Annotated in this window: 19 protein-coding genes; 12 read left to right on the top strand and 7 right to left on the bottom strand. The window is 37.1% G+C overall.

From position 1 onward, the window contains the following. The first annotated feature begins 23 nt into the window (after nt 1-23). A complete protein-coding gene (locus QM481_RS13765) occupies nt 24-1553 on the top strand; it encodes a SusD/RagB family nutrient-binding outer membrane lipoprotein (protein WP_283382162.1) in 1530 nt (509 codons plus the stop codon). Between the two features lie 138 nt (nt 1554-1691). After that, nucleotides 1692-2468, top strand: a complete 777-nt coding sequence (locus QM481_RS13760) for a DUF4397 domain-containing protein (RefSeq protein ID WP_283382161.1) — start codon at nt 1692-1694, stop codon at nt 2466-2468. Nucleotides 2469-2651: 183 nt separating this feature from the next. Here the strand turns inward: QM481_RS13760 and QM481_RS13755 are convergent, their stop codons facing one another. The 4 genes from QM481_RS13755 to QM481_RS13740 form a co-directional block, all read right to left on the bottom strand. Next, complete coding sequence (locus tag QM481_RS13755) at nt 2652-3548, bottom strand: phosphodiester glycosidase family protein (RefSeq protein ID WP_283382160.1); 897 nt, start codon at nt 3546-3548, stop codon at nt 2652-2654. A gap of 197 nt (nt 3549-3745) precedes the next feature. Continuing rightward, nucleotides 3746-5581: a glutamine--fructose-6-phosphate transaminase (isomerizing) gene (gene glmS / locus QM481_RS13750; RefSeq protein ID WP_166552550.1), complete on the bottom strand. Its 1836-nt coding sequence runs from the start codon at nt 5579-5581 to the stop codon at nt 3746-3748. A 200-nt stretch (nt 5582-5781) separates the two neighbouring features. After that, on the bottom strand, nt 5782-7296 hold the full coding sequence (locus tag QM481_RS13745; protein ID WP_283382159.1) for a DUF4270 family protein: 1515 nt from the start codon (nt 7294-7296) through the stop codon (nt 5782-5784). After that, nucleotides 7208-8017 carry a glycogen/starch synthase gene (locus QM481_RS13740; protein WP_095166477.1) on the bottom strand — a complete coding sequence of 270 codons (810 nt, stop codon included), beginning with the start codon at nt 8015-8017 and terminating at the stop codon, nt 7208-7210. The genes QM481_RS13745 and QM481_RS13740 overlap by 89 nt, the downstream gene beginning before the upstream one ends. A gap of 322 nt (nt 8018-8339) precedes the next feature. Here QM481_RS13740 and panC point away from each other — a divergent pair, with 322 nt between their 5' ends. From panC to QM481_RS13715, 5 genes are all read left to right on the top strand, one after another. Further along, the gene (panC, locus tag QM481_RS13735) at nt 8340-9194 is read left to right on the top strand and encodes a pantoate--beta-alanine ligase (RefSeq protein ID WP_283382158.1); all 855 of its coding nucleotides are present in this window, start codon (nt 8340-8342) and stop codon (nt 9192-9194) included. A gap of 148 nt (nt 9195-9342) precedes the next feature. After that, nucleotides 9343-9693 (top strand): aspartate 1-decarboxylase, encoded by a 351-nt coding sequence (gene panD / locus QM481_RS13730; protein WP_283382157.1) that lies wholly within the window; start codon nt 9343-9345, stop codon nt 9691-9693. 196 nt (nt 9694-9889) lie between these two features. Continuing rightward, nucleotides 9890-10870: a lysylphosphatidylglycerol synthase transmembrane domain-containing protein gene (locus QM481_RS13725; protein WP_166552555.1), complete on the top strand. Its 981-nt coding sequence runs from the start codon at nt 9890-9892 to the stop codon at nt 10868-10870. 45 nt (nt 10871-10915) lie between these two features. Beyond that, on the top strand, nt 10916-11392 hold the full coding sequence (gene rfaE2, locus QM481_RS13720) for a D-glycero-beta-D-manno-heptose 1-phosphate adenylyltransferase (RefSeq protein ID WP_166552556.1): 477 nt from the start codon (nt 10916-10918) through the stop codon (nt 11390-11392). Nucleotides 11393-11515: 123 nt separating this feature from the next. Then, entirely contained in the window at nt 11516-12208 is a 693-nt protein-coding gene (locus QM481_RS13715) for a zinc metallopeptidase (protein ID WP_095166469.1), read from the top strand. A gap of 659 nt (nt 12209-12867) precedes the next feature. Here the strand turns inward: QM481_RS13715 and QM481_RS13710 are convergent. After that, nucleotides 12868-14520 carry an amino acid permease gene (locus QM481_RS13710; RefSeq protein ID WP_283382156.1) on the bottom strand — a complete coding sequence of 551 codons (1653 nt, stop codon included), beginning with the start codon at nt 14518-14520 and terminating at the stop codon, nt 12868-12870. Nucleotides 14521-14930: 410 nt separating this feature from the next. Between QM481_RS13710 and QM481_RS13705 the strand changes: the two genes are divergently transcribed. Beyond that, nucleotides 14931-15944 (top strand): glycosyltransferase family 2 protein, encoded by a 1014-nt coding sequence (locus tag QM481_RS13705; RefSeq protein WP_283382155.1) that lies wholly within the window; start codon nt 14931-14933, stop codon nt 15942-15944. Here QM481_RS13705 and QM481_RS13700 read toward each other — a convergent pair. After that, on the bottom strand, nt 15939-16160 hold the full coding sequence (locus QM481_RS13700; RefSeq protein WP_166552559.1) for a PspC domain-containing protein: 222 nt from the start codon (nt 16158-16160) through the stop codon (nt 15939-15941). The two genes, QM481_RS13705 and QM481_RS13700, sit on opposite strands and share 6 nt — an antisense overlap. Before the next feature lie 538 nt (nt 16161-16698). Here QM481_RS13700 and QM481_RS13695 point away from each other — a divergent pair. Further along, on the top strand, nt 16699-16896 hold the full coding sequence (locus QM481_RS13695; protein ID WP_095166461.1) for a cold-shock protein: 198 nt from the start codon (nt 16699-16701) through the stop codon (nt 16894-16896). A gap of 202 nt (nt 16897-17098) precedes the next feature. Then, nucleotides 17099-17296 carry a cold-shock protein gene (locus QM481_RS13690; protein WP_166552560.1) on the top strand — a complete coding sequence of 66 codons (198 nt, stop codon included), beginning with the start codon at nt 17099-17101 and terminating at the stop codon, nt 17294-17296. 147 nt (nt 17297-17443) lie between these two features. Here the strand turns inward: QM481_RS13690 and lysS are convergent, their stop codons facing one another. Then, nucleotides 17444-19156: a lysine--tRNA ligase gene (gene lysS / locus QM481_RS13685; protein ID WP_283382154.1), complete on the bottom strand. Its 1713-nt coding sequence runs from the start codon at nt 19154-19156 to the stop codon at nt 17444-17446. Between the two features lie 226 nt (nt 19157-19382). Between lysS and QM481_RS13680 the strand changes: the two genes are divergently transcribed. Both QM481_RS13680 and QM481_RS13675 read left to right on the top strand, forming a co-directional pair. Beyond that, nucleotides 19383-21098: a DUF885 domain-containing protein gene (locus QM481_RS13680; RefSeq protein WP_283382153.1), complete on the top strand. Its 1716-nt coding sequence runs from the start codon at nt 19383-19385 to the stop codon at nt 21096-21098. A 316-nt stretch (nt 21099-21414) separates the two neighbouring features. Then, the gene (locus QM481_RS13675; RefSeq protein WP_283382152.1) at nt 21415-24120 is read left to right on the top strand and encodes a PAS domain S-box protein; all 2706 of its coding nucleotides are present in this window, start codon (nt 21415-21417) and stop codon (nt 24118-24120) included. Nucleotides 24121-24123: the final 3 nt, after the last annotated feature.

Here is a 24123-nt window from a genome sequence, read left to right as displayed (position 1 = left end):
TTCAGTTAAAACAAAAGAAAGACATGAAAAAAGTATCATCCTATATATTTCTTGCAGCTACAGCACTTATGATGAGTAGTTGCCAAGATTATCTCAATATCAACGAAGACCCAAGCAACCCACAAGTTGCAGAAGGTTATGCACTCCTCCCTCCTATTGTATCTCAAATGGTTCGTGGCGAACAATTTGATGGTCGTTATGCAGGTCAATACTCACAGGTTTGGGCTTCTTCAGCCGCAGCTAATACATGGGATTTACATAGCTATGCATCTGGTTCGGATGCTGGCGGTGAAAAATGGCGTTCTCATTACTGGTCTATTGGTCAAAATATTGATTTGATTGTTGCAGATGGTGTAGCCAAGCAAAAATGGGACTACGTTGGAGCCGCCAAAGCAATTCGTGCATGGTCGTGGCAAAGTACTACCGACTGGCATTGCGAAATGGTATTGAAGCAAGCCTTTGAACCTAACCGTTATGTTTTCGATTATGATTCTCAGGATTTGATTTATGAAGAAGTTCGTCGCTTGAGTCAAGAAGCACTAGATAATCTCAATAAAACTGGCGATGGCGTTGGTTCATTAGTAAGAGGCGATAAAGTTTATAGTGGCAATGTAGACAAATGGAAAAAGTTTGTATATGCTAACTTAGCTCGTAACGCCAACCACATCAGTAACAAAGGCTCATACAATCCAGATAAGGTTATAGAATATTGTGACAAAGCTATGTCGTCCAATGCCGACAACTTTATGGTTCCTCACCGTGGTTCAAGTACAGCTGATGCCAACTTCTTTGGACCACTTCGTGATAACATGCAATCGTACCGTCAAACAGACTTTAGTATCAGTTTATTGGATGGTCGTGTTTTCAATGGTGTGGTTGACCCACGCTTACCATTGATGTTTACCGCTTGTGTTGATGGAGTGTATAGAGGCGTAACGCCTGGTAGTGTTGACCCTAATGCTACACCAGTCGACAACCCTAAGCGTGTTCCTATTCTTTGGGGAGTCGCTCCTTCGGCATTGGTAGGTAAATCACCAGTCGATGTAACCAAAGGAAAGTATATCTACAAAGACGATGCGGCTTTCCCTATCATTACTTATGCAGAAATTCAGTTTATCAAAGCTGAAGCAGCATTTAAGAAAGGTGACAAAGCTACAGCCTTGGCTACCTATAAAAATGCTATCTCGGCTCACATGGATTTTGTGGGTGTATCTGCAACGGATAAAGCTACTTTCTTAGCAAGTAAAGCCGTTAAGCAAACAGGTTCGGATTTAACCTTGAGTGATATCATGTGCCAAAAATTCATCGCCTTGTATGCCCACGGAAACGTAGAAACTTGGGTTGACCTTCGTAGATATAAATACGATGCTAATGTTTATACAGGGTTTACATTACCAAGAACTTTGGCAACTGAAAACAACGGCAAACCTGCTCAGCGCGTACGCCCACGTTACAACTCAGAATATGTATGGAACAGAGCTTCTTTGGATAAATTAGGTGGAAATAACCCTGATTATCACACGTATGAACAGTGGTTTACAAAGACTGAATAAAATGTAGCATTGTGAGTAATATCATTGGTTCTGTGCAAAAGATAGTGATTTATCCTATCGTACCAGTGCTAAACACTCTCCTACATTGCTAAATATTTTTTTAAAAATAGAGAGTATTTTCTCCTAAATTTTACAAAAATGACTTACAAAAGATTTTTATCAATACTAACCCTCGCTACTAGCATCTTCGGACTAGCAGCCTGTGGTGAACAAACAGATTCATTTCAAAATATTCTTCCAGCAACGGGTAGTCGCCTTAAATTTATTCATGCTGCACCTGATGTTGCGGGGGTGGATATTTATTTGAATGATAAAAAGTTTTCAGGAGTGAACACAACGCCTCCTGCGGCACCAAATTTGCTTACATACGGTAACGCCTTTCCTCTCACGGCGGAATATGCTACTTATCCAGCAGGCGCAACCAAAGTTGGAGTGGTTATTCCTTCTTTGAATAATGCTGTAGGACTTACAGCTAATGTAAATCTTGAAGATGGGAAGTATTATTCAGTGTTTGCGACAGGGGTTGCACCCAATTATTCGGCGGTAGCCTTAGAAGACAAATTCCCTGCTGCCAATGGTAAGAATATCTATGTGAGAGTATTGAACTTAGTGTCTAACTCTACAACGATTGATTTTACGGTAAATGGGCAGACTATTGCGACAAATATTGCTTACAAAAATGCCGACAATACTTTTTACACAGTTCCTATCGATAATTTCTTATCTGGTACGATTACTGTACCATTTATTACAAAGGTTTCGGGAGGCGTAGCGTTGGTAACTACCGCAACAGTCAATCAAACGTTGGTGGTGCCAGGAAAATGCTACACGGTATATGTAAGAGGAATGGTAACAACAGATGCAAAAAATCCGACCAAATATGCACCCACAGCTAGTGTATTGGTCAATAGATAAGTATAAAATGCTTTAAGCTATAGGCATTAGGCAAAAAATGCATTTATGATTTTATTAAACGCACTTTTATTCTTTTAGCTTACGGCATATTTCGGGTAGAATTAATTTCATTTTGCCCACTAACTTTTTAATTAAGACAGATGTGTACACAATAAAGGGTGAGATGTATTTTTTCACCCTTTTTCATTTAGGTAAAATCATCAGAATATTACTGACACTTCGCTCACCAAAATGGTCGAATAGTTTATTATCAGAAGGAAAATTTACGACTCCATTATCAGGTTTATTCTTGATATACATCGTTGTCGAGCCTCCCCCATCGAGATTAATGGCATTTTTACATCCAAGATTTTGGGTTAAAAAAGTTAACTCTTGCAAACTCATTCCCTGCGCCTCAGCATTGCGCCCGTCAACTGTAATCAATAAAATTTCCTTGGTTTTGGTAATACAAGCACAAGTACGAGGATGTCGATTATTGGTAAAAGCATTATTTTTCAAAGGTTCTTCTTTGCCATTAAATAACAATAAAGGTCCTGTTACCATGATATTTTCTTCAGCAAGTTTTTTCTCCCAAAATGGTAAGGTATCTCCTTTTACAATAGAAATCTTATTGTGATGAATTACAATTGCCGAACGACTATGGTCAGGCAATGCTTTACGAGAATTGTAGGTTGCCGTGTCCAACGCCTTTCCATCTATTTTGATTAGGTCGACCGCTCCTCCTTTTTTAGTGTTAAAAAATCCCCCATTCACAGCCACCAAGGCATTGTTTGTAGCAGCTATCAAGCTTGTTTTGAGTAATTTTCTAGTAGTATCAGAATCTTTATGATGAATATCGGCAGAACCAAAGGCAAACTTTACAGATTTATTCTTAAGCTTTGTCCTTAAAATATGAACACTTTGATTGGATTGAAATAGTTCTTTTTGATTAAAATGATAATATTCCCAAACAAGACCATTACCCAGATTTTCAGTTTTCCAAATCGTATTCTTTAAAACCTCTATATCCGTTTTTGATTGTGAATAACTCCCAAAAATTGAAAAAAGGCAACAAGCTAATAGTAAAAGATATTTTTTCATATTGTTGATAAAAGTTTAGTAAAAACAGAACAAAATACCCATAAATCATCAACTTTGTAGCCTTTACTGGCTTGATAAAAGCATAAAAAAGCCCTTCGTAAAAATACGAAGGGCTTTTCTCATAGCTGAGCAATAAAATCTATATTAAGAATAAATTGATTATTCAAAATTCACAACTCATCATTCAGCATAAACACCTACTCTACCGTTACCGACTTGGCAAGGTTACGAGGCTGGTCAACATTACAACCACGCATTACGGCAATATGATACGAAAGCAATTGCAAAGGAATTACCGATACCAATGGAATCAAAGCCTCATGCATCGCAGGGATTTCAACTACATAATCTGCCATCGTTGGGATTAACTTATCTCCTTCCGTTACAATGGCAATCACCTGACCTTTACGAGCTTTTACTTCTTGGATATTCGATACTACTTTGTCGTAAGAACTATCTTTAGTCGCAATAAATACCACTGGCATTTCGGCGTCAATCAAAGCAATTGGTCCATGCTTCATTTCAGCCGCAGGATAACCTTCTGCATGGATATAAGAAATCTCTTTCAATTTCAAAGCGCCTTCCAGAGCCACTGGGAAGTTATAGCCACGACCCAAATAAATAAAGTTACGAGCATCCTTAAACTTCTCTGCAATCTCCTTGATTTTACCGTCACTTTGTAATACAGTCTCGATTTTTTGAGGAATACGTTCTAACTCAAACAATAATCTTCTAAAAGTATCTTCATGTAAAGAGCCTTTTTTGCGCGCAATAGCAATAGCCATTTGGGTCAAAACTATCACTTGAGCTGTAAAAGCTTTAGTTGATGCAACACCAATTTCAGGTCCAGCATGCGTATAGGCGCCCGCATGAGTAGCACGAGGAATCGACGAACCTACTACATTACATACCCCAATAATAGTAGCTCCTTTTGACTTAGCCAATTCAATAGCGGCTAAGGTATCAGCAGTTTCGCCAGACTGTGAAATCGCAATTACAAAATCACCTTCTTTGATAATTGGATTACGGTATCTAAACTCTGAGGCATATTCTACTTCAACATTGATACGGGCTAATTCTTCAAAGAGATATTCAGCAACTAAACCAGCGTGCCACGACGTACCACAAGCCACAATTACAATGCGTTTAGCCTTAGCTAGCTTGTCGGTATATTCACGTAAACCGCCCAATACCAAGTGCCCATTATCTGCATTTACTCGACCACGAAGACAGTCAGCCACCGAACGTGGTTGTTCAAAAATTTCTTTCAGCATGAAATGCTCATATCCTCCTTTTTCGATAGCTTCAAGTTCTAACTCTACCGTTTGGATATAAGGAGATTGTAGGGCATTATCGATATTTTTCACTGTTAATTCACCATCACGTACTACTGCAATTTCATAATCGTTTAGGTAAATCATTTCATGAGTATATTCAATAATCGGAGTCGCATCAGAAGCAAAGAAAAATTCGCCTTCTCCTACGCCAATCACCAACGGAGAACCTTTACGAGCAGCAATTAATTGAGTCGGATTAGTCGCATCCATTACAACGATGGCGTATGCTCCTACTACTTCCTTCATCGCCAAACGAACTGCCTCTTCCAAGGTACATCCAGCGTTGATCTGAATATCCTCCACAAAATGTACAAATACTTCAGAGTCGGTATCAGAATGAAACTCATGCCCTTTTTTCATCAAGTTTTTCTTGATAGAGCTATAGTTTTCAATAATACCATTATGAATAATTGCTAGATTCTTGCTTGCAGAATAATGCGGGTGAGCATTACGATCATTTGGTTCACCATGTGTAGCCCAACGCGTATGACCAATCCCAATCGTACTTTGGAGTGTTTCATGGGCAATAGTCTCCTCCAAATCCTTTACCTTACCTTTTTTCTTGTAAACATTCAACGCACCGTTCAACAAGGCTATACCAGCACTGTCATATCCACGGTATTCCAAACGTTTTAAACCTTTGAGAATCAAAGGTGCGGCTTCACGATGCCCAACATAGGCTACAATTCCACACATAGTATAATGATTATAGTTTAAAAATTTGATTGATTATAGTTGCTTTACTCTTGTGTTTGATGCGTAAAAATAATCAAATTGCCTTAACCAACATGATTTTTGGCAAAAAAATACGGCAATATATTACTGTAAAAAAGAAAGCGGAGCACTCATTACATGAGTACTCCGCTTTAAATGAGTAGCAAAAATTTTGCCAATTATTACTTTGAAATATGTGTATAGTAGACTTTCAGTTTGATATTCTTAGCATTGAATACCGCTTGAACTGGTTCTACTGCAACGATTCTTGAACTAGATAACACTGATACCGATGTTGATGAACTTGAGGCTAAGCCAATCCAAGTCGGTGTAAGAATCCAACCGTTCGTGGTTGCTTTACCTGATAAAATATTTTGTAAAGCCGAGGTTACGTTAAAGGTATAAGTATTGGCTTTGGTTGCATAAGATGCGATTTGAGTCTCACTATTTGCATAAACAAAACCATTGGTTGAGGTATAACGTAATGGGCGGTTAGCACCATTTTCTTGGATAGCTACTAAATTTGAAATTCGTGTAAAGCCTGAAAGTGGTTGATCTGGCTCAAGGACTAATTCAGCTTTATTGATCGCTACATTTTTGTTATTTTTCAACTTCAACAAAGTCGGGAATCTCAATTTTACAGCTAAACCCGAAATATTATCCATATATACATAACCACCTGCGTCAGAAGATTTGAGTGCATCAGCAGGTTTTTTGAGGTTTGCCAAAGCTCCTTTTCTATTAACTGTCACATTGGTCCATCTTACATTCTGCTCACCAGTTGACGCTGTTCCATTACTAAAGTAGAATGAAGTGGTTTTATTGACACTTACTGTAGTATCTACCCCAGTAGTTTTGCGGTAAGTATAAGTGTAATGGTATGAAAGATCCATCATACTTTGCCCTACAGAAAAATACGAAAGTGCTGCATTTTGACTACTCTCACTTACCAATACAAGTCCTTTGACAATATCTTTAAATTTGTCATATACCACTGCATTGGCACTAGATAAATTACGTTGTGCAAAAATCTCCTTTGCCAATGACATAGGTAGTGGCACTTTTACATAACTGTACTTTGAAGTATCTTCAGAAGTAGAAGTCGCATTTCTGATTGGGTGCAAAGGGCTTCTAGTTACCGTTGCAAGAGGAGTTGCATCATAATCAGGCAACGCATCACCTGTATTATAAACCTTACTTACCGTTGGAGTTGCAGAGCTTTTTACTCTGTGTACTTTAAACGTTTGAGTTTTGGTGGTATCACCCGCCACACGACGGAATACTAAATATAATGCTAACGAATCCACTGATTCAACCAAAGATGCCTTGTAAGCGCTCGTTCCTGCTGTATCAATTTTGATAGTATCAATATTGGTTACTTGGAAGAATGTTTTAGCATTGTAGTCACCAAATATAGGATGACTCATACTACCAACAAACACCGATGGAATACCAGATGTCTGCATCGAGTCCAATTGAATTGTTGATGCATCAACCGTCAAAGTATCGGTATAAGCTAAACCAATATCTTGACCGAAAAGCTCTGTACCAATTTCTTCAGGATCATCACAGGCCATCAAGAACGCACCAACAAGGAGTACCCAAAGGTTACGCACTTGCCAAATCTGTGTAAAGGTTGTAGTAGCTCTCGATATTTTCTTCAGGAACAAACTCGATTTTTTTGTCTGGTAATTCATCAACAATTGTGTTAAATTTCTCCGTAACTTCTTCTTCTGAGGTAATCACAGTATCTGCATACTCTGCTCCAATTTTGATAAAGCCAGCATAGTCAGCCGTTTTGAGGCTGTCGAGCATAGTATCCTCAATGTCCATCAATTTTACTTTTTCGTACAAACTTGTAGCTTCAAATTTGTGAGAGAAAGCACTATTATAAACTGAGAATACGACTTTAGCATCTTTGAACATTGGATCGTTCTTGTAAGTTGTTTTTAGATACAACGGTACAAGTGACGTCATCCAATCATTGCAATGCACGATATCTGGAGCCCATCTTAATTTCTTTACGGTTTCTAACGAGCCTTTGCAAAAGAATATTGCTCGCTCGTCATTGTCCGAATAAAAGTTGTCTTCTTTGTCTGTGAAAACAGTCTTACGTTGGAAGTAGTCTTCGTTATCAATAAAATACACCTGCAACTTTGCCGATGGCAAACTAGCTACTTTTATGGTCACAGGTTTATCATCGTCACCCACTGGAACGGTGAAGCCCGATAATCTTACTACCTCATGAAGACGGTTTTTACGTTCATTGATCAACCCAAATCTTGGTACCAAGATTCTTATCTCCATTCCCTTTTCTTGCATGGCCGCTGGCAATTTTCTTACAAAATCAGCTACCTGAGTAGTAGAAAGGAATGGGTCAACTTCGCTGGCAACGTAAAGGATACGCAATTTAGACATTGTTGTCGTAGTTAGGAGCTTAGTAGTTGTTAAAAAGTGTTAACTGGTGTAAAATTTAACAAGCGTTGCAACGAGCGTTTTATCTCCTATTAATCGCTCAAACCTTGTTTACAACCAACTAACGATAACAAAAAACAAGCACAGATTTCGAAAAAAATTATGCAAAAATATAAAAAAAATACGGAAATTCCACAATCATTTTGCGAAGAATGTAAAAGAACCCTGTAGTTTTGAACGTTTTTTGCAATCTTCATCAAGCAAACGACCCAACTTTTGCAATAGTTGGCATTCGATTTTATAGACTAACTAAAACAAAAACAGGATGTTAGTATTTCATCAAATCTCCGTATTACAGGAACATCTCAAGCAACTTCGTAATCAAGGTATGACAGTGGGGTTTGTACCCACTATGGGTGCTCTGCATCAAGGACATATCTCTCTTATCAATCAAGCAAAAGCCCAGTCTGATATAGTAGTATGTAGCATTTTTGTCAATCCTACGCAGTTCAACAATGCTCACGACTTGGCGGTGTATCCACGCACCCTCGAGGCCGACAGCCAAATGTTGGATACCGCAGGATGCGATATTCTTTTCGCCCCTTCAGCTGAAGAAATGTACCCCAAATTACCGACTATGAAGTTCGATTTTGGTGCTTTAGAAACCGTTATGGAAGGTGCATTTAGACCTGGGCATTTCAATGGTGTAGGTATTGTTGTTTCAAAATTATTTCACATTGTTCAGCCCGACAAAGCTTTTTTTGGACAGAAAGATTTACAACAATGCGCAGTAATTTCGTGTATGGTCAATGAACTAAGCTTTCATTTGGAATTAGTAATTTGCCCAACTCAAAGAGAAGAAGACGGTTTAGCGATGTCGTCTCGAAACAGAAATCTTAGTCCAGAACAGCGTGCTATTGCGCCATTTTTGTACCAAGCCTTAAACAACGCAAAGGCTAGCTTATTACAAGATAAAGAGGTATCTGAAGTAAAAACCGAACTTGCCGAATTTCTTAGAAATATAGAGGGTATTGAGCTGGAGTATTTTGAAATATCTGATTTTGATACGCTCCAACCATTCCATGGCACCCTATCTCAAAACTCTGGAGGAGGAAAAATAGCCCTATGTATTGCCGCATTTTTGGGCAAAACTCGCCTGATTGACAACATTATTATCTAGTTTTTTGACATAGACTAAGCTTTCAATCTATTAAGAATTAGTCTATTTAATTGCCAAATAACTATTTACATAAACTATCTTTGTGCAATTATTGAGGCTTGTACTTTGTTACATACTCAAAATATTTGCAAATTTTAACTACAAAGTCATGTTTATTCATGTCATGAAATCAAAGCTCCATCGTGTTAAAATCACGCAAGCGGAGCTAAATTATGTAGGTAGCGTTACAATCGACGAAGATTTGATGGATGCTGCAGGGCTTATCGAAAATGAAAAAGTTCAGATTGTGAACAACAACAATGGTGAGCGTTTCGAAACCTACGTTATCACAGGAGAAAGAGGTTCTGGTACAGTTTGTCTCAACGGGGCTGCAGCTCGTAGAGCGCAGGTAGGCGACATTGCTATCATCATTGCGTATGCAATTATGACTCCTGAAGAAGCAAAAGAACACAAACCGAAACTTGTGTTTCCAGACCATAACAACAAATTAGTCATCTAGTATGGCTTTCAAATGGTGAACATAAGCTTATGTTCACCATTTGTATTTGAGCACTTACAAAATCTATACACTTGGATTACAAGCACCAATTATAATTATTTCCTGATAACCGATATACTGTAAACTGATAACTTCTTCTTATTTAAAAGATAGACTTTAAACCAATAACATCTTTTCACTTATCAACATTTATTTCATGAAAAATATACTTAAATATGTTATCTCTTTAGGACTAGCGGGATGCTTGATGTGGTTTGTTTTTAAAGACATCAATATTGCTGATATGCTTCATCAGTTTGCTAAAGCTAACTACTGGTGGATTATTTTATCAGGAATTTTGGGCTTAGTAGCTCATATCTCTCGTGCGATAAGATGGAAACTCTTGATGGAACCTTTGGGTTACAAGCCTTCTACTTTTCGTACTACCTTGGCAGTGCTTACGGGTTATTTTGCCAACTATATTATTCCACGCATGGGAGAAGTAACCCGTTGTGGAACCTTACAGAAAACAGACGATATTCCCATAGAAAAATCTTTTGGAACGGTAGTTACTGAGCGTATTTTTGACCTAGTGATGTTATTAGTGATTTTTCTGTTAAACCTTGCCCTAGAATTCACGAAGCTCAAAGATTTCTTTATGGAGCAATTTGCTTCAAAGGTAACGCTTATTGTTGTTCTATTGGTCGTAGCAACTGTTGGTGGCGTGGCCGGCATTTGGCTTTTCAAAAAGTACCAAGCCAAATTAGCAGAGCATCCAGTTTTAGGCAAAATTGTTGGTTTGATTAATGGCTTGTTGGACGGTTTGTTGAGTATTGGAAAAATGCAAAAACCAGGGCTTTTCATTTTCTATACGCTTCTTATTTGGGTAATGTATTATTTCTCGGCGTATGTATTATTTTTTGCCATTCCTGAAACCTCTCATTTGAGCATGTTGGCAGGTTTGACTGTCCTAACTATGGGAACATTTGGCATGGCAGCTCCTACACAGGGAGGTATTGGACCATATCACTTCTTAGTTGGTAACGCACTCGTATTGTATGGTTTAGAACAAAAAAATGGTATCATCCTAGCTACCTTCATACATGGTTCACAAATGGTTGCCTTGTTGTTGTTGGGCGCTCTTAGCTTTTTGACTACCTTATTTTTAACCTCAAAGTCAAGTAAAAAAGAAAGTTAATCTTCACAACCTTGACATATTTCACATTTAAGCAAACACAACCTGATGACTCAAGATAAAATCTGTACGTTAGAACAAGCCATCAATCAAGTAGAAAAATGGCAATCTGAAGGGAAAAAAATCGTTTTTACTAATGGGTGCTTTGATATAGTTCACCTAGGGCATATTGATTATCTGGAAAAAGCTAGAAAGTTAGGCGACAAGTTGGTGTTAGGACTCAATACTGATGCTTCGGTAAATCGTTTGAAAGGACCCACCCGTCCTGTTGTAAATGAATATGCTCGCTCTCGCATGATGGCGGCTTTTGAATTTGTAGATACTGTCATTTTGTTCGACGAACCGACACCTTTACAGGTTATTGAACAGGTAAAACCTGACATTTTGGTCAAAGGAGACGATTATACCGTTGAAAATATCGTTGGCTCAGATTTTGTTTTAGCTAAAGGAGGAGAGGTAAAAACCATTTCGTTGGTAGAAGGATATTCAACTACCTCTTTAATACAGAAAATTAAACAGCTTTAATCAGGGGTTCATCGGGTAGTCAAAATAACCCGTTATTCAGACAATTATTATCCCAAAGTTGTAAGCCAATAGCCTAAGGGCTATTACATTACCATTTTTAAAAACCATTTAACAAACAAGACTATGACAGGAATTTGGTTAATTTCCCTGATTTTTGGTGGGATTGGCATGTTAGTTAGTTGGCAACTGAAGAGTAAATTCAATGAATATTCTCAAATTGGTCTTGCCAATGGGCTTTCAGGGCGTGAAGTAGCGGAAAAAATGCTACAAGACAATGGCATTTATGATGTCAGAGTTTTATCGGTAGAAGGACAACTCACTGACCATTATAATCCAGCAGACAAAACGGTCAATCTAAGCCCAGATGTATATTATGGACGCAGCGCAGCCTCAGCAGCTGTTGCCGCTCACGAGTGCGGACATGCGGTACAACATGCCACTGCTTATTCGATGTTACAATTTCGTAGCTCCATGGTTCCAGTATTGAGTATTGCCAATAACTTTACTCCCATGCTATTGATGATTGGCGTGATGATTATGTACTCAACAGGTAGCAAGTTATTGTTAACCATTGGCGTAGCGCTTTTTGCAGTAGCAACTATCTTTAGTTTTATTACTTTACCTGTTGAATTTGACGCAAGTAATCGTGCGATCAAATGGATGCAACAAAGAAATATAGTAACTCCAAGAGAACACGAAATGGCCAAGGACGCCCTCAAATGGGCAGCCTTGACTTATGTCGTTGCGGCTATTGGTATGTTAGCACAATTATTATATTACTTAAATATGCTTTCGGGACGTAGAAGTAATGACTAGTTAAAAATTTAGTGAGTGTTGATCGAATGATTTAGTGATTATTTAAAATACATTTTCACTGGTGGAGACGCAATGCTTTGCGTCAAAAGAGGGATCATTCCGAAATATAATATCAAAAAGGCGGTCGAAAAACAATTTTCGACCGCCTTTTTGATATTGAAGCTGTTTAAACTTTCGTAAAATTGCTTGCGTAAGCAATGAATTTATACTGTTTGAGCGAAGCGAGTTTATAAATTCTTGATTTTTTTGCGGCCGCCGCTGCGGTTACTTTTTGTATCAAGGCGGGAACGCCTAGTTAAAAAGTAAGACGAAGAGTTAATCAATAAAATATGTTTTTTGAAAAGTTTAAACAGCTTCATTAATATAATTAGATGACTAATCAGTAAATTAAAAAATATTCACTCCATTCGAAATGAATCATATTTGTTATTCTTGGGTAATAAATCTAATTACTGGACAAAACGAATAAGAGATTTTCAGCAGTTTGGACTTCGTCACTGAATTTTATAAAAACAGTTTTAAACTATTTAAAAAAGTAAGTCCAAGACTGAGTCTTGGACTAGGAGGTTCAATTTGATGATAGCCTCTTGACTATGAGCACATTCTAATAACTGATACACTATTAACAAATAACTCATATACTATTAACATCTTGTTATTTATTTGGCAAGCTTACTATTACGATAACCGTAACCAAAATAAATCACAAGACCGATAATCAACCAAATAATAAAGATAGCCCAGTTGGTAACCCCTAACTCAGTCATTAAATAAAGGTTTGTTAAAATACCAAGTACAGGTAGCAATGAAAAATTCAACCTGAAAGCCATAATTGATAATACAATCCAAACCAGCCAGAATACAGCCAAAAGTGGTTTTTCTTGTAAATGCTCCACAAAAGTTCCTTGCGAGATAGCATAGCCAAATCCAATAATAAACAAAGTAGCTACAACATACTTACTATTGATATACGGTACTTTAAAGGTAGCATCCTTCGACAAGCCTTGGTAATCCAAATACAGAATACCGCCACAAACCAAAATAAACGCAAAGAAAGTACCTACACTAGTCAAGTCCACAAAAAATCCCATATCCATAAACAACGATGGAATCGCCACGACCAAACCTGTCATGATGGTCGCAAAGCCTGGAGTCTTGAATTTTGGATGAATTTCAGAGAATTTCTTCCACAACAATCCATCACGGCTCATCGACATCCAGATACGTGGTTGTCCCATTTGATATACCAATAAGGCACTTGTGATAGCTACTACAGCAGAAACTGAAATCACACCTGCAATAAAATCAAAGCCAATTTTTTGGAATACATACGCCAAAGGATCATCTACTTTCAATTCTGTGTAATTTACCATACCTGTCAAAACCAAGGTAATAGCAACATAAAGCACCGTACAAATAATCAAACAGTAAATCATTGCACGTGGCAAGTCTCTTTGTGGGTCACGACATTCTTCGGCCGTTGTCGAGATAGAGTCAAATCCAATAAAAGCGAAAAACACAGAAGCTACACCTCCCAAAACACCCTGCACACCATTAGGGGCAAATGGTGACCAATTCTCTGGTTTTACATAAAATGCCCCAAGAATAATTACTAAGAAAATCACCAACAACTTCAACACAACCAAAGCATTACTCGCTGTACGTGATTCTTTAATACCAATATATACTAAACCTGTCACAAGAATAGTGATTACTCCCGCAGGTAAATCAATCAATAATTTTGCATTTCCAAAAATCGTTGGAGCGTGTTCATACGCCGCAGCAGCCACTTTCATTACATCGGTTGCTTGCTCGCCACGTTGAATAGCCGCAAATGCTTTACTGGCTGTTCCATAGTCGATGGTCAGATAATCAGGAAAATGAATCCCAAAACCTGTTAGCATCCCCACAAAATATTCAGACCAAGAGATGGCTACTACCATGTTCGAAACAGCATATTCCAAAATCAAAGCCCAACCAATAATCCAAGCAAATATTTCTCCGAAAGACACATAAGCATACGTATAAGCACTACCCGATACAGGTACCATAGAGGCAAATTGTGCATAACAAAGCGCTGTAAATACGCAGGCTATCGAAACAAAAACAAAAAGTAGCGATACCGCTGGCCCACCTTCAAAGCTTGCTCTACCAATAGTACTAAAAATTCCTGCACCGATAATTGCCGCTATACCAAAGGAGGTCAAATCTCTTACGCCAAGTACTTTTACTAAGCCCGACGAATGACCGTCTTTGCTTTGGCTCAGTACACTCTGAATGTTTTTTTTACGAAAAATAGTGTTTTTAGACATTTAGTTTGAAGTTTTAGTGTTTGGGTAGCAACAGCTATAATCAAATTAGAAAAGGTTTTGAGAAATTTCTCTCAGCCTGCTAGCCATAGAGTATGCCTAAAAATAGGAAATTCAATACGATTTATTGATACAAAATGTGACAAAATCTAGTGCCTGTCATCAAATCGGTACACATACTCAACCTTTAAGCTTGCAAATATAAGTATTTCATGCGTCTTTCAGTTAATCACACACTGCCAATGTATCAAACCCTCTCCCACTCAAAAGCAATTGGTAAAATGATTTAGACTTTTCAAAGATTAGTTTTTGTTTCAGAAAAAATCTTATTGCAACTTTGTAAAATATTTCCTGCATGGTACTATAGGTACTGCTAATGGTAAGTTCAGTTTTAATTTTGATTCACCACTAAAATGAAAAAAGTTGCAGTTGTTATTTTAAATTACAATGGAGAAAAGTTTCTGAAACAATTTCTACCATCTGTAATTTCTCATTCACCATTAGCAGAAATTATTGTAGCCGATAATGCTTCCAAAGACCAATCTATTTCTCTTCTCAAAACGATGTTTCCTAGTGTTCGACTAATCGAACTAACTGAAAATCATGGTTATGCACAAGGCTATAACGAAGCCCTAGCACAAGTTGAGTCTGAATATTACATCTTGCTCAATTCGGATGTAGAAGTATGCGACAACTGGATTGAGCCTATTATCACGCTCATGGATTCGGACGACTCTATTGCTGCTTGCCAACCTAAACTCTTAGATTTCAACAAGAAAGATACCTTTGAATATGCGGGTGCCGCTGGTGGTTTCATTGATTTCTTAGGATACCCTTTTTGTAGAGGAAGAATCTTTAATAATCTAGAAATCGACCATGGTCAATACAACGATACTCGTGAGGTATTTTGGGCTACGGGTGCTTGTATGTTTGTCCGTGCTTCTACTTTCCATGAAGTGGGAGGCTTTGATGGTGACTTTTTTGCTCACATGGAAGAAATCGATCTTTGTTGGCGTATACACCTAGCAGGCTATAAGGTTTTTTACTCGGCTGAGTCTACTGTTTATCATGTAGGCGGCGGTACGTTACATAAATCTAACCCAAGAAAAACGTATCTTAACTTCCGTAACGGCTTAGCACTTCTTTACAAAAATCACCCACCACAACATCTATGGCTGAATATTTTCATGCGATTGGTGCTCGATGGTATTGCAGGAGTAAAGTTTTTGGCAGATGGTGGCTGGCAAGATTGTTTGGCTGTAATCAAGGCGCATTTCAACTTTTATGCAAATTTTGGGAGTTGGCATAAAAAAAGAAAAGCACTTATACGAAAGAATGGGTACAAGTACATACATCCCAATTCTATCGTAAAAGCGCATTTTTTGAATGGTATCAAGAAATTTAGCGATTTACCAAAATCACTATAATTCCCAAACCGTAGGGTGATTTCTTTGGCGAAGGTATTTGCGAATGTTCATCCAAAAAGCCAATATCAAATAGATAATGATGGGTGAACCCATTGTTAGAAAAGTCGTGTAAATAAAGTACAAGCGAATACTCCCAGTAGCAATACCAAATTTTTCGCCTATTCGTGTGCACACACCAAACACGTGTTGTTCAACAAAGTACTTGAATTTTAGCATGGTAGTAAATTAGGGATTATTTAATCAATAGTTTGATAAGGTTTTGTTGATGATAGACTTCAAATCTATTCATGAACAAATATACGAAAATCTGCTAAGCTTAGTATGCTTTTTGTACAAAACTTATAAGTACAAACAATTTGTAAATGAGACACTTAGAGTGCTACAACATCTTTTTTAGGTAAAATTGTTGATAAATCAATAGCATTTTAAGGGCTTAATATTTTAACATTACCATAGAAAATATAACTTTTCTAATCTAAATATCAGGTATTTTTACTCATTTTCAAAAAAAAAGAATGCTAAAAGTTGGATTGTATAAAATTATACCTACATTTGAGAAATAATAGTTCTTAATTATACGATCTCCGAAGTCCAAAAGTTACCAGTTTTCAAGAGTTTACAATTCCTTCTAGTATTGTCCCTCTGTGATTATCAAGAACTTAAAAACTTACTGTTAGTTTTTTTCGAACTATTTAATGTGAGCCTTTGAAGGCTTGCTGGAGTTTTTTATTATCAATTTTTATTTTTTTTAATCATGCAAACAGGTACAGTAAAATTCTTTAACGAAAGTAAAGGATTTGGTTTTATCGTAGATGATGAAACTGCACAGGAAATTTTTGTTCACGTAACTGGATTAGGTGGTACACAAATCCGTCAAGATGACAAGGTTTCATTCGAGACTATAGAAGGAAAGCAAGGCTTAAACGCCGTTAATGTGAAGAAAATTAGATAGTTTGCGTCTCTTGTCGTTGGTCGTTTGTCGTTAGTTTTCAGACAGAACAACTTCAGAAAATCAAGGCATAAACATTCAAGCTATATATGGTCTTATAGAATCCCAGACTCCATAAGCTGGGATTTTTCATGTGAAGGCTTTGTTTTAAGCAAAAGTCAGCATTAGCACTTTTTTATTTTTTATATTTTTATTTATTTTTTTTATGCAAACTGGTAAAGTAAAATTTTTCAACGAATCTAAAGGATTTGGTTTTATCGTAGACGATGAAACAAACCAAGAAATCTTCGTACACGTAACTGGCCTTGGTGGTGCAGTAATCCGTGAAAACGACTCTGTTTCTTACGAAACTACAGATGGTAAAAAAGGATTGAACGCGGTGAATGTTAGAAAATTATCATAATAAGTACTGAGTTGTCAGTAATGATAAATCTTTAAACGTTTATCGTTACAAATTAAAAAAGCTGAATTTTGAGTCAAATCAAAATTCAGCTTTTTTGTTGTTTATATAACGCTTGACAAAGTTTTAGCTTTGTCAAGCGTAGCTCATTTACTCAAACCACTTCAAGACTTCATCTTTGGTTGGAATAGCAATTGTTAATTTCATCTTTTTGCGCATACCACCCAAATCATTGAATACTTTGTTTGGATTCGCTTCTTTCAAAGCAGCAACCGTCATGAAGCCCATTTTTTGCAATACTGGAATCCAATCCGTTGGAACACCAATGGCTTCATATTCAGCCTCAGTAGATACTTCTGCTTTCTTCTCTGGACGCATCTGAGGGAAGAATAATACTTCCTGAATCGTAGTTTGATTAGTCATTAACATCGTCAAACGGTCGATACCGATACCAATACCTGCTGTTGGAGGCATACCATATTCCAAAGAACGCAAGAAATCCTCATCCATCACCATGGCTTCTTCATCACCACGTTCAGCCAAACGCAATTGCTCTTCAAAACGCTCACGTTGGTCAATAGGATCATTTAATTCAGAATAAGCATTGGCAACTTCTTTACCGTTTACAAACAACTCAAAGCGTTCTACTAAGCCTGGTTTGCTACGGTGTTTTTTCGTCAATGGCGACATTTCTACAGGATAGTCGATGATAAAGGTTGGCTGAATCAAGTTTGCTTCTACCTTTTCTCCAAAAACTTCATCAATTAGTTTACCTGTACCCATCGTTGCATCCACTTCAATTCCCCACTCTTGGCAGTGTTGACGCAAAGTAGCTTCGTCCATACCTTCCACATTTACACCTGTGTATTTTTCAATAGCACCAGCAATTGTCAAACGCTCGAAAGGGCCAGCAAACTCGATTAAGTTCTCCCCTACTTGTACTTTAGAATCTCCGTTGGTAGCAATGGCTACTTTTTCGAAAATTTCTTCCGTAATATTCATCATCCAGTTGTAATCTTTGTACGCTACATAAAACTCCAAAGAAGTAAATTCTGGATTGTGAGTACGGTCCATACCTTCGTTACGGAACATTTTTCCAAACTCATAAACTCCATCAAAACCACCTACAATAAGGCGTTTTAAGTACAACTCATTAGCGATACGCATATACAAAGGCATATCTAATGTATTGTGGTGAGTTTTGAAAGGACGTGCTGATGCTCCACCATGGATAGGTTGTAAAATTGGAGTTTCAACTTCTAACCATCCTTTTGAATCAAATAGCGAACGCATGGTTGTTACGATACGAGAGCGTTTCAAGAAAATATCCTTGATATGCGGATTAACAATCAAATCCACATAACGCTGACGATAACGAATTTCAGGATCTGTTAATCCATCATAAACGTTTCCTTCGTCATCACGTTTTACGATTGGTAGAGGACGAAGAGATTTATTTAAAATTTTGAACTCGGTTACGTGAATAGAGATTTCACCAGTTTGTGTAGTGAATACGTAACCATGTATTCCGATGATGTCACCAATATCCAATAACTTCTTGAATACAGTGTTATAAAGAGTTTTATCTTCAGTAGGGCACAAATCATCACGTCTAAAGTATAACTGAACACGGCCAGTACTATCTTGCAATTCAGCAAAAGAAGCACTACCCATAATTCTGAAGCTCATCAGACGACCAGCGATTGAGACCTGTTTATAATCTAGTTTATTATTCTCGTAATTCTTGTGAATATCAGCGGCCGTTACGTTCACTTCAAACATCTCGGCAGGATATGGGTCGATTCCCAATCTCATCAACTCTTCGCGCTTCTGGCGACGGAGGATTTCTTGTTCTGATAGCATTGTACTTGATTGATAATTTTGCCCAAGATTAGTTTCGGGGCAATAGTTGCATGAATAGTAATCTACTACGATTTCGTAAAGAGTGCAAAATTAGTCAGAATTACTGGGTCTTCAAACCTAGAATTGCCTAATAAAGGGTATCTTTCACGAATTTTCGTTTTTTTTTCGTAATCATGCGTCAAAAATCTGTATTTTGCACAAATTGTCATTAAACTCATCGGGTATTATGAAGCATTTTAGCAAGCTTACGCATCTTGCTCTTGTGATTTTATTGCTTACTAGTTGCGGATTATTTGAGTCAGAAGATCAAAAATTTGAAAAAGTATCTAGTGAATTTATAGAAAATTACTTGATGGGGCACCCTACAGTGGCTGTCGCTCAAGGATACCATCAATTTGATGGGAAGTTGCCTGATTTTAGCAAAGAAGGAATTGACAAGGAAGCCACTCATTTGAATGAGTTCTTAGCAAAATTTGAAAGTCTTGACACGACTAAACTTTCTCAAAATAATTTGATAGACTACTATCTTCTTGTAAGTCAAGTCAAAAACTCCCTTCACAAATACAATGTGCTTCATATTGCAGAAAGACCATTGACCTACCTAGGCGTTATTGACCTAACACCATACGTCAAAAGAAATTACGCAAGTATTGACCAACGAGCCAAAGCGGTGATTCATTTTGAAAAACAGCTCCCTAACTTTTTGGTTACAGCCAAACAAAATATGAGCTCTATCAATTACAAAGAAGAGGTAGAGCTTTCGATTGATGCTTTTAGAAGTACCGCAGAATATGTAGAAAAAGATATTCCAAAGGCTTTTGAAAAGGTATATCAAAAAAATCTAAAAGACTCTTTAGCATATTCTACTAAAATAGCCAGTAGGGCATTGAGAGGTTTTGCTGATTATCTGCAAAAACATACCCTTCCTCGTGCGCATGGAAAATATGCTATCGGTAGAAGAAATTACATCAAAATGCTTCAGTATAATGAATTATTGGATACTACTCCTGAAGAAATTTTGAAAATAGGGTTAAAAAAACTGAAAGAAGAACAACAAGAGTTTGCTGAGGCAGCCAAAGTTATTGACTCGACCAAAACGCCTCAAGAGGTGTTTAAAATGATTCAAAAAGAGCATCCCAAAGCTGATTCCTTGGTGTCTTTTACAAAAAATAAATGTGAGGAAATAAGACAGTTTTTGATTGATCATCGCATTATTACTATTCCATCAGAAGTAAGAGCAAAAGTGGTTAAAACACCTGCGTTTATGGTGGGTGCAACTGCGGCAATGGATACACCAGGTCCTTTCGAAAAAGCCGAAGCTTCTGAAGCCTATTACTATGTAACTCCACCTTCAGACAAATGGACCACTGCTCAAAAAGAAGAATGGTTAACCTTATTTAACAAATATTCAACTGAGGTAATCTCTATCCACGAGGCATACCCTGGGCATTATGTGCAGTTTTTACACTTAAATGCCTCCTCAGTCAGTCGTGCTAGAAAGTTATTTGGAAGCTACGCTTTTGTAGAAGGATGGGCACACTATACTGAGCAAATGATGCTTGAAGAAGGTTATGGAAAATCGGAAGACCCCAAGGTGATGGCTAAATACAAAATGGCTCAACTGTCCGAATCTCTGTTGAGATTGTGTCGTTTGGTGGTATCTATCAAAGAGCATACCGCTGGCTGGTCGGTTAAAGAAGGTACAAAATTCTTTATGGCTAATTGCTATTATGAAGAAAAGCCAGCCTACGAAGAAGCACTTCGTGGGACGTTTGACCCAGGTTATTTATCTTATTCATTGGGTAAACTTCAATTACTAGCATTAAGGGAAGACGTCAAAAAACGTCAGGGAAAATACTTTTCACTTCGCAAATTTCATGACCAAGCAACCGATAATGGTATGCTTCCTATACAGCTTTTGAGAAAAACTCTTTTAAATTAAAAACACATTATTTTGTTAGGTTATAATGCAAAATAAAATTTCATTGATACGCTTTAAGCAGTAAGCCGTAGGCATTAGGTAAAAATCCTAGAGCTTAAAGCGGGTAAAACTATTTTAATTTTGCTCACTAACTTAGTTCGTTTTATCTTGTGTAATTTTTTGTTATTTTTATTTTACCAATAATAGTTCTAGAAGCTCTTCTTCAAACTATAAATGTCTACTAACTGGCATTCAACTAATTATATCTTGGCTACAAAATAATTTTGAGCTTAATTATCATTAGTGTCCCATTTCATTGATAAAACTTCAATGTATTATGAGTTACCAGTTATCCATTTTGATAGTAGAAGAATATGAAAATGAGTTCTCTCTATTGGTTTCATTTCTACAACAAGCAGGTATTCCTACTCATTCTATTCTTCATGCTCACACAGTTGAAGAGGCAAAGCTTCATTTACTTGGCAATAGGCCTATCGATTTAGTTTTCTTGGATTTATCACTACAAAGTTTGTACTCTTTTGATATTCATTTTGAGTTAATGGATTTAAAAGAGCATCGCGTTCACATAATTCCTATTTGTGAATTTACCTCTCCTCAAACGACCCTTTTAGCGCTAATCAATGGAGCCAAGGATTATCTTATCAAAGGAGAATACGGTCAAAAAAGCGTTAAAAGAGTAATTGACAATTGTCTCAAATGGCTGAATGAACCAGGAGGATATTTTGATTTAAAGGATTTTGTTAGCGATGACTTGAAATATGGAGCAGTATGGGATATTGACTTAATTCACTCAACAGCCAAACGCTCTGGGAAAAAATTCTATCATTCACTGGGATACCAAGAGTCTGAATATGCAACAGATTATTATTTCTGGCAAAGAAATATACATCCTGAAGATTATTATCGAGTAGAAGATGCCATCGAACAGTCCTTAAAGAGTTCTCCAAAACGTTATTGGGAAGTAGAATATCGATTCAGACGTGCTGACGCTTCTTACCTATGGGTCAACGAACGCGGTTACATTCTATATGATTCGTTGGGAAAACCTGTGCGAACACTAGGGATTATTGTGGATATCTCACAGAAGAAAAAACAGAAAGGTTTCATTAAAAGCAATCAAGTACAACAGGAAGCTTTTTTTTACAGCAATCCTTATCCAATGCTGATTTATAAAGCAGAAAGTTTTCAAATATTAGAGGTAAATAACGCTGCTGTTCAAAAATATGGCTATAGTTATGAAAATTTTATTGGAATGACCACCTTGGATATTCGTCCCAAAGCAGATAAAGAGTGGTACAGAAAGCTCAAACGTGAAATCATTACGAATAACCCTTTTAGGCATTGGCAAGTAAGGCATCAGAAGAAAAACGGGGAAATTATGCATGTAGAAATACTTGCCAATGATACCATTTATCAAGATATGCCTGCGGTACAAGTTATGGTAATCGATATCACACAGCAAGTAGTAGCACGCAGCGAACGGGATTTTGTAGCCCAAGTTATTGAGCTATTTAATCAAAAAAACTCCATGATTGATGGGTTAAGTGAATGTTTAAAAAGTATCCGCAACTACATTAGTTGGGAATATAGTGAAATATGGCTGAGTGATACTCTTATTAACTCGACCAAACTAATTGCCAGCAATAGCTTCAATGCTGAATCCTTTCAATTACCTATTGCAACATGGTATTTTGATGAAAGCTTTTTTAAGCAAAAGCTAAAACATCATAACATTATTTGGATTGAAGACCTTCATCATTTGCAGACTAGTCCGAAACGAATCACTACACTTGAGGGTAGTCTTCAATCGGCTTTTTTGGTTTCATTACCTTACAAAAGAAATACTACGATTTGGATGATTTTTTATTCTCTAAAAAAAATCAAAAAAGACGCGAGTCTGATTCAATTGTTTGAAGGAATTAGTCGTCATTTGAGCAATGAAATCAGACGTCGTAATTCGGAAGAACAACTCAAATATATCTTTAATTTCAACCGAGATTTATTTGGGATAGTTAACACCTCAGGCGAATTTGTACAAGTAAATGAAGGCTTCAAGGATTCTTTGGCTTATGAAGAAAGTATGCTCCTTGAAAAGTCCTTTTATGACTACGTTCACGTTCAGGATCGAGACCTTACGAGAAATATCATGGATGATTTGGAAGAAAGAGATATTACATCTCCTTTCGAAATTCGGTGCCTAACCAGTAATCATGATATTAGATGGATATCGTGGTCGGCAACCAAATTACCAGGGGAAGACCTCATTTTCTTACTTGGAAGAGATATTACGAATATCAAAAAGCATCAGGTTGAGCGTGAGGCTCTTATCGAGCAACTCACCGCAAGTAATGAAGACCTAAAACAATTTTCTTACATCGTCTCGCATAATTTACGGGCGCCCTTATCAAATCTCATGGCGGTAGTCAATTTTCTGACGCCTGAAATGATTACTCATCCGACATTAGATTTTCTAATTGATAAATTTAAAAAATCGACTCAGATTCTTAACTCTACAGTGAATGATCTTTTGGATATCTTAGTCATCAAAAACAAGGTGAATATCGCACAAACTATGATTGATTTGGAGGAAAAACTTCAGCACTCTCTCGAAACCCTGCTATACATTGATTCTACAGACGAGTATAATATTAGAAAGGATTTCACAGAAGGAAAATGGGTTTACTTTAACCAATATTACATAGAGTCTATTTTTCAAAATCTCATTAGTAATGCCATCAAATATAAGTCACCAGAAAGACCTCTTGAGTTAAATATATTTACCAAAATGACTTCGACTCATTTGAAGCTATACATAAAAGATAACGGGCTAGGCATAAATTTGAAATTACACAAACATAAAATTTTTGGTCTATATCAGCGATTTCATGAAAACTCTGAAAGTAAAGGAATTGGGCTTTATATTGTGAACTCACAGGTAAGAGCGCTTGGCGGCACCATTGAAGTTCAAAGTGAAGAAGGTGTAGGAACTACTTTTATCATATCTTTTAAAATTCGAAACTAAAGC

Origin of the sequence: Flectobacillus rivi, from assembly GCF_030056655.1 — a bacterium.
Lineage (GTDB): Bacteria > Bacteroidota > Bacteroidia > Cytophagales > Spirosomataceae > Flectobacillus > Flectobacillus rivi.
This window is presented reverse-complemented; position numbering and strand designations above follow the sequence as displayed.

Coding starts and splice junctions, on each gene's coding strand:
- QM481_RS13765 (WP_283382162.1), top strand. CDS start 24: ATGAAAAAAGTATCATCCTATATATTTCTTGCAGCTACAGCACTTATG.
- QM481_RS13760 (WP_283382161.1), top strand. CDS start 1,692: ATGACTTACAAAAGATTTTTATCAATACTAACCCTCGCTACTAGCATC.
- QM481_RS13755 (WP_283382160.1), bottom strand. CDS start 3,548: ATGAAAAAATATCTTTTACTATTAGCTTGTTGCCTTTTTTCAATTTTT.
- glmS (WP_166552550.1), bottom strand. CDS start 5,581: ATGTGTGGAATTGTAGCCTATGTTGGGCATCGTGAAGCCGCACCTTTG.
- QM481_RS13745 (WP_283382159.1), bottom strand. CDS start 7,296: ATGAATTACCAGACAAAAAAATCGAGTTTGTTCCTGAAGAAAATATCG.
- QM481_RS13740 (WP_095166477.1), bottom strand. CDS start 8,017: ATGTCTAAATTGCGTATCCTTTACGTTGCCAGCGAAGTTGACCCATTC.
- panC (WP_283382158.1), top strand. CDS start 8,340: ATGTTAGTATTTCATCAAATCTCCGTATTACAGGAACATCTCAAGCAA.
- panD (WP_283382157.1), top strand. CDS start 9,343: ATGTTTATTCATGTCATGAAATCAAAGCTCCATCGTGTTAAAATCACG.
- QM481_RS13725 (WP_166552555.1), top strand. CDS start 9,890: ATGAAAAATATACTTAAATATGTTATCTCTTTAGGACTAGCGGGATGC.
- rfaE2 (WP_166552556.1), top strand. CDS start 10,916: ATGACTCAAGATAAAATCTGTACGTTAGAACAAGCCATCAATCAAGTA.
- QM481_RS13715 (WP_095166469.1), top strand. CDS start 11,516: ATGACAGGAATTTGGTTAATTTCCCTGATTTTTGGTGGGATTGGCATG.
- QM481_RS13710 (WP_283382156.1), bottom strand. CDS start 14,520: ATGTCTAAAAACACTATTTTTCGTAAAAAAAACATTCAGAGTGTACTG.
- QM481_RS13705 (WP_283382155.1), top strand. CDS start 14,931: ATGAAAAAAGTTGCAGTTGTTATTTTAAATTACAATGGAGAAAAGTTT.
- QM481_RS13700 (WP_166552559.1), bottom strand. CDS start 16,160: ATGCTAAAATTCAAGTACTTTGTTGAACAACACGTGTTTGGTGTGTGC.
- QM481_RS13695 (WP_095166461.1), top strand. CDS start 16,699: ATGCAAACAGGTACAGTAAAATTCTTTAACGAAAGTAAAGGATTTGGT.
- QM481_RS13690 (WP_166552560.1), top strand. CDS start 17,099: ATGCAAACTGGTAAAGTAAAATTTTTCAACGAATCTAAAGGATTTGGT.
- lysS (WP_283382154.1), bottom strand. CDS start 19,156: ATGCTATCAGAACAAGAAATCCTCCGTCGCCAGAAGCGCGAAGAGTTG.
- QM481_RS13680 (WP_283382153.1), top strand. CDS start 19,383: ATGAAGCATTTTAGCAAGCTTACGCATCTTGCTCTTGTGATTTTATTG.
- QM481_RS13675 (WP_283382152.1), top strand. CDS start 21,415: ATGAGTTACCAGTTATCCATTTTGATAGTAGAAGAATATGAAAATGAG.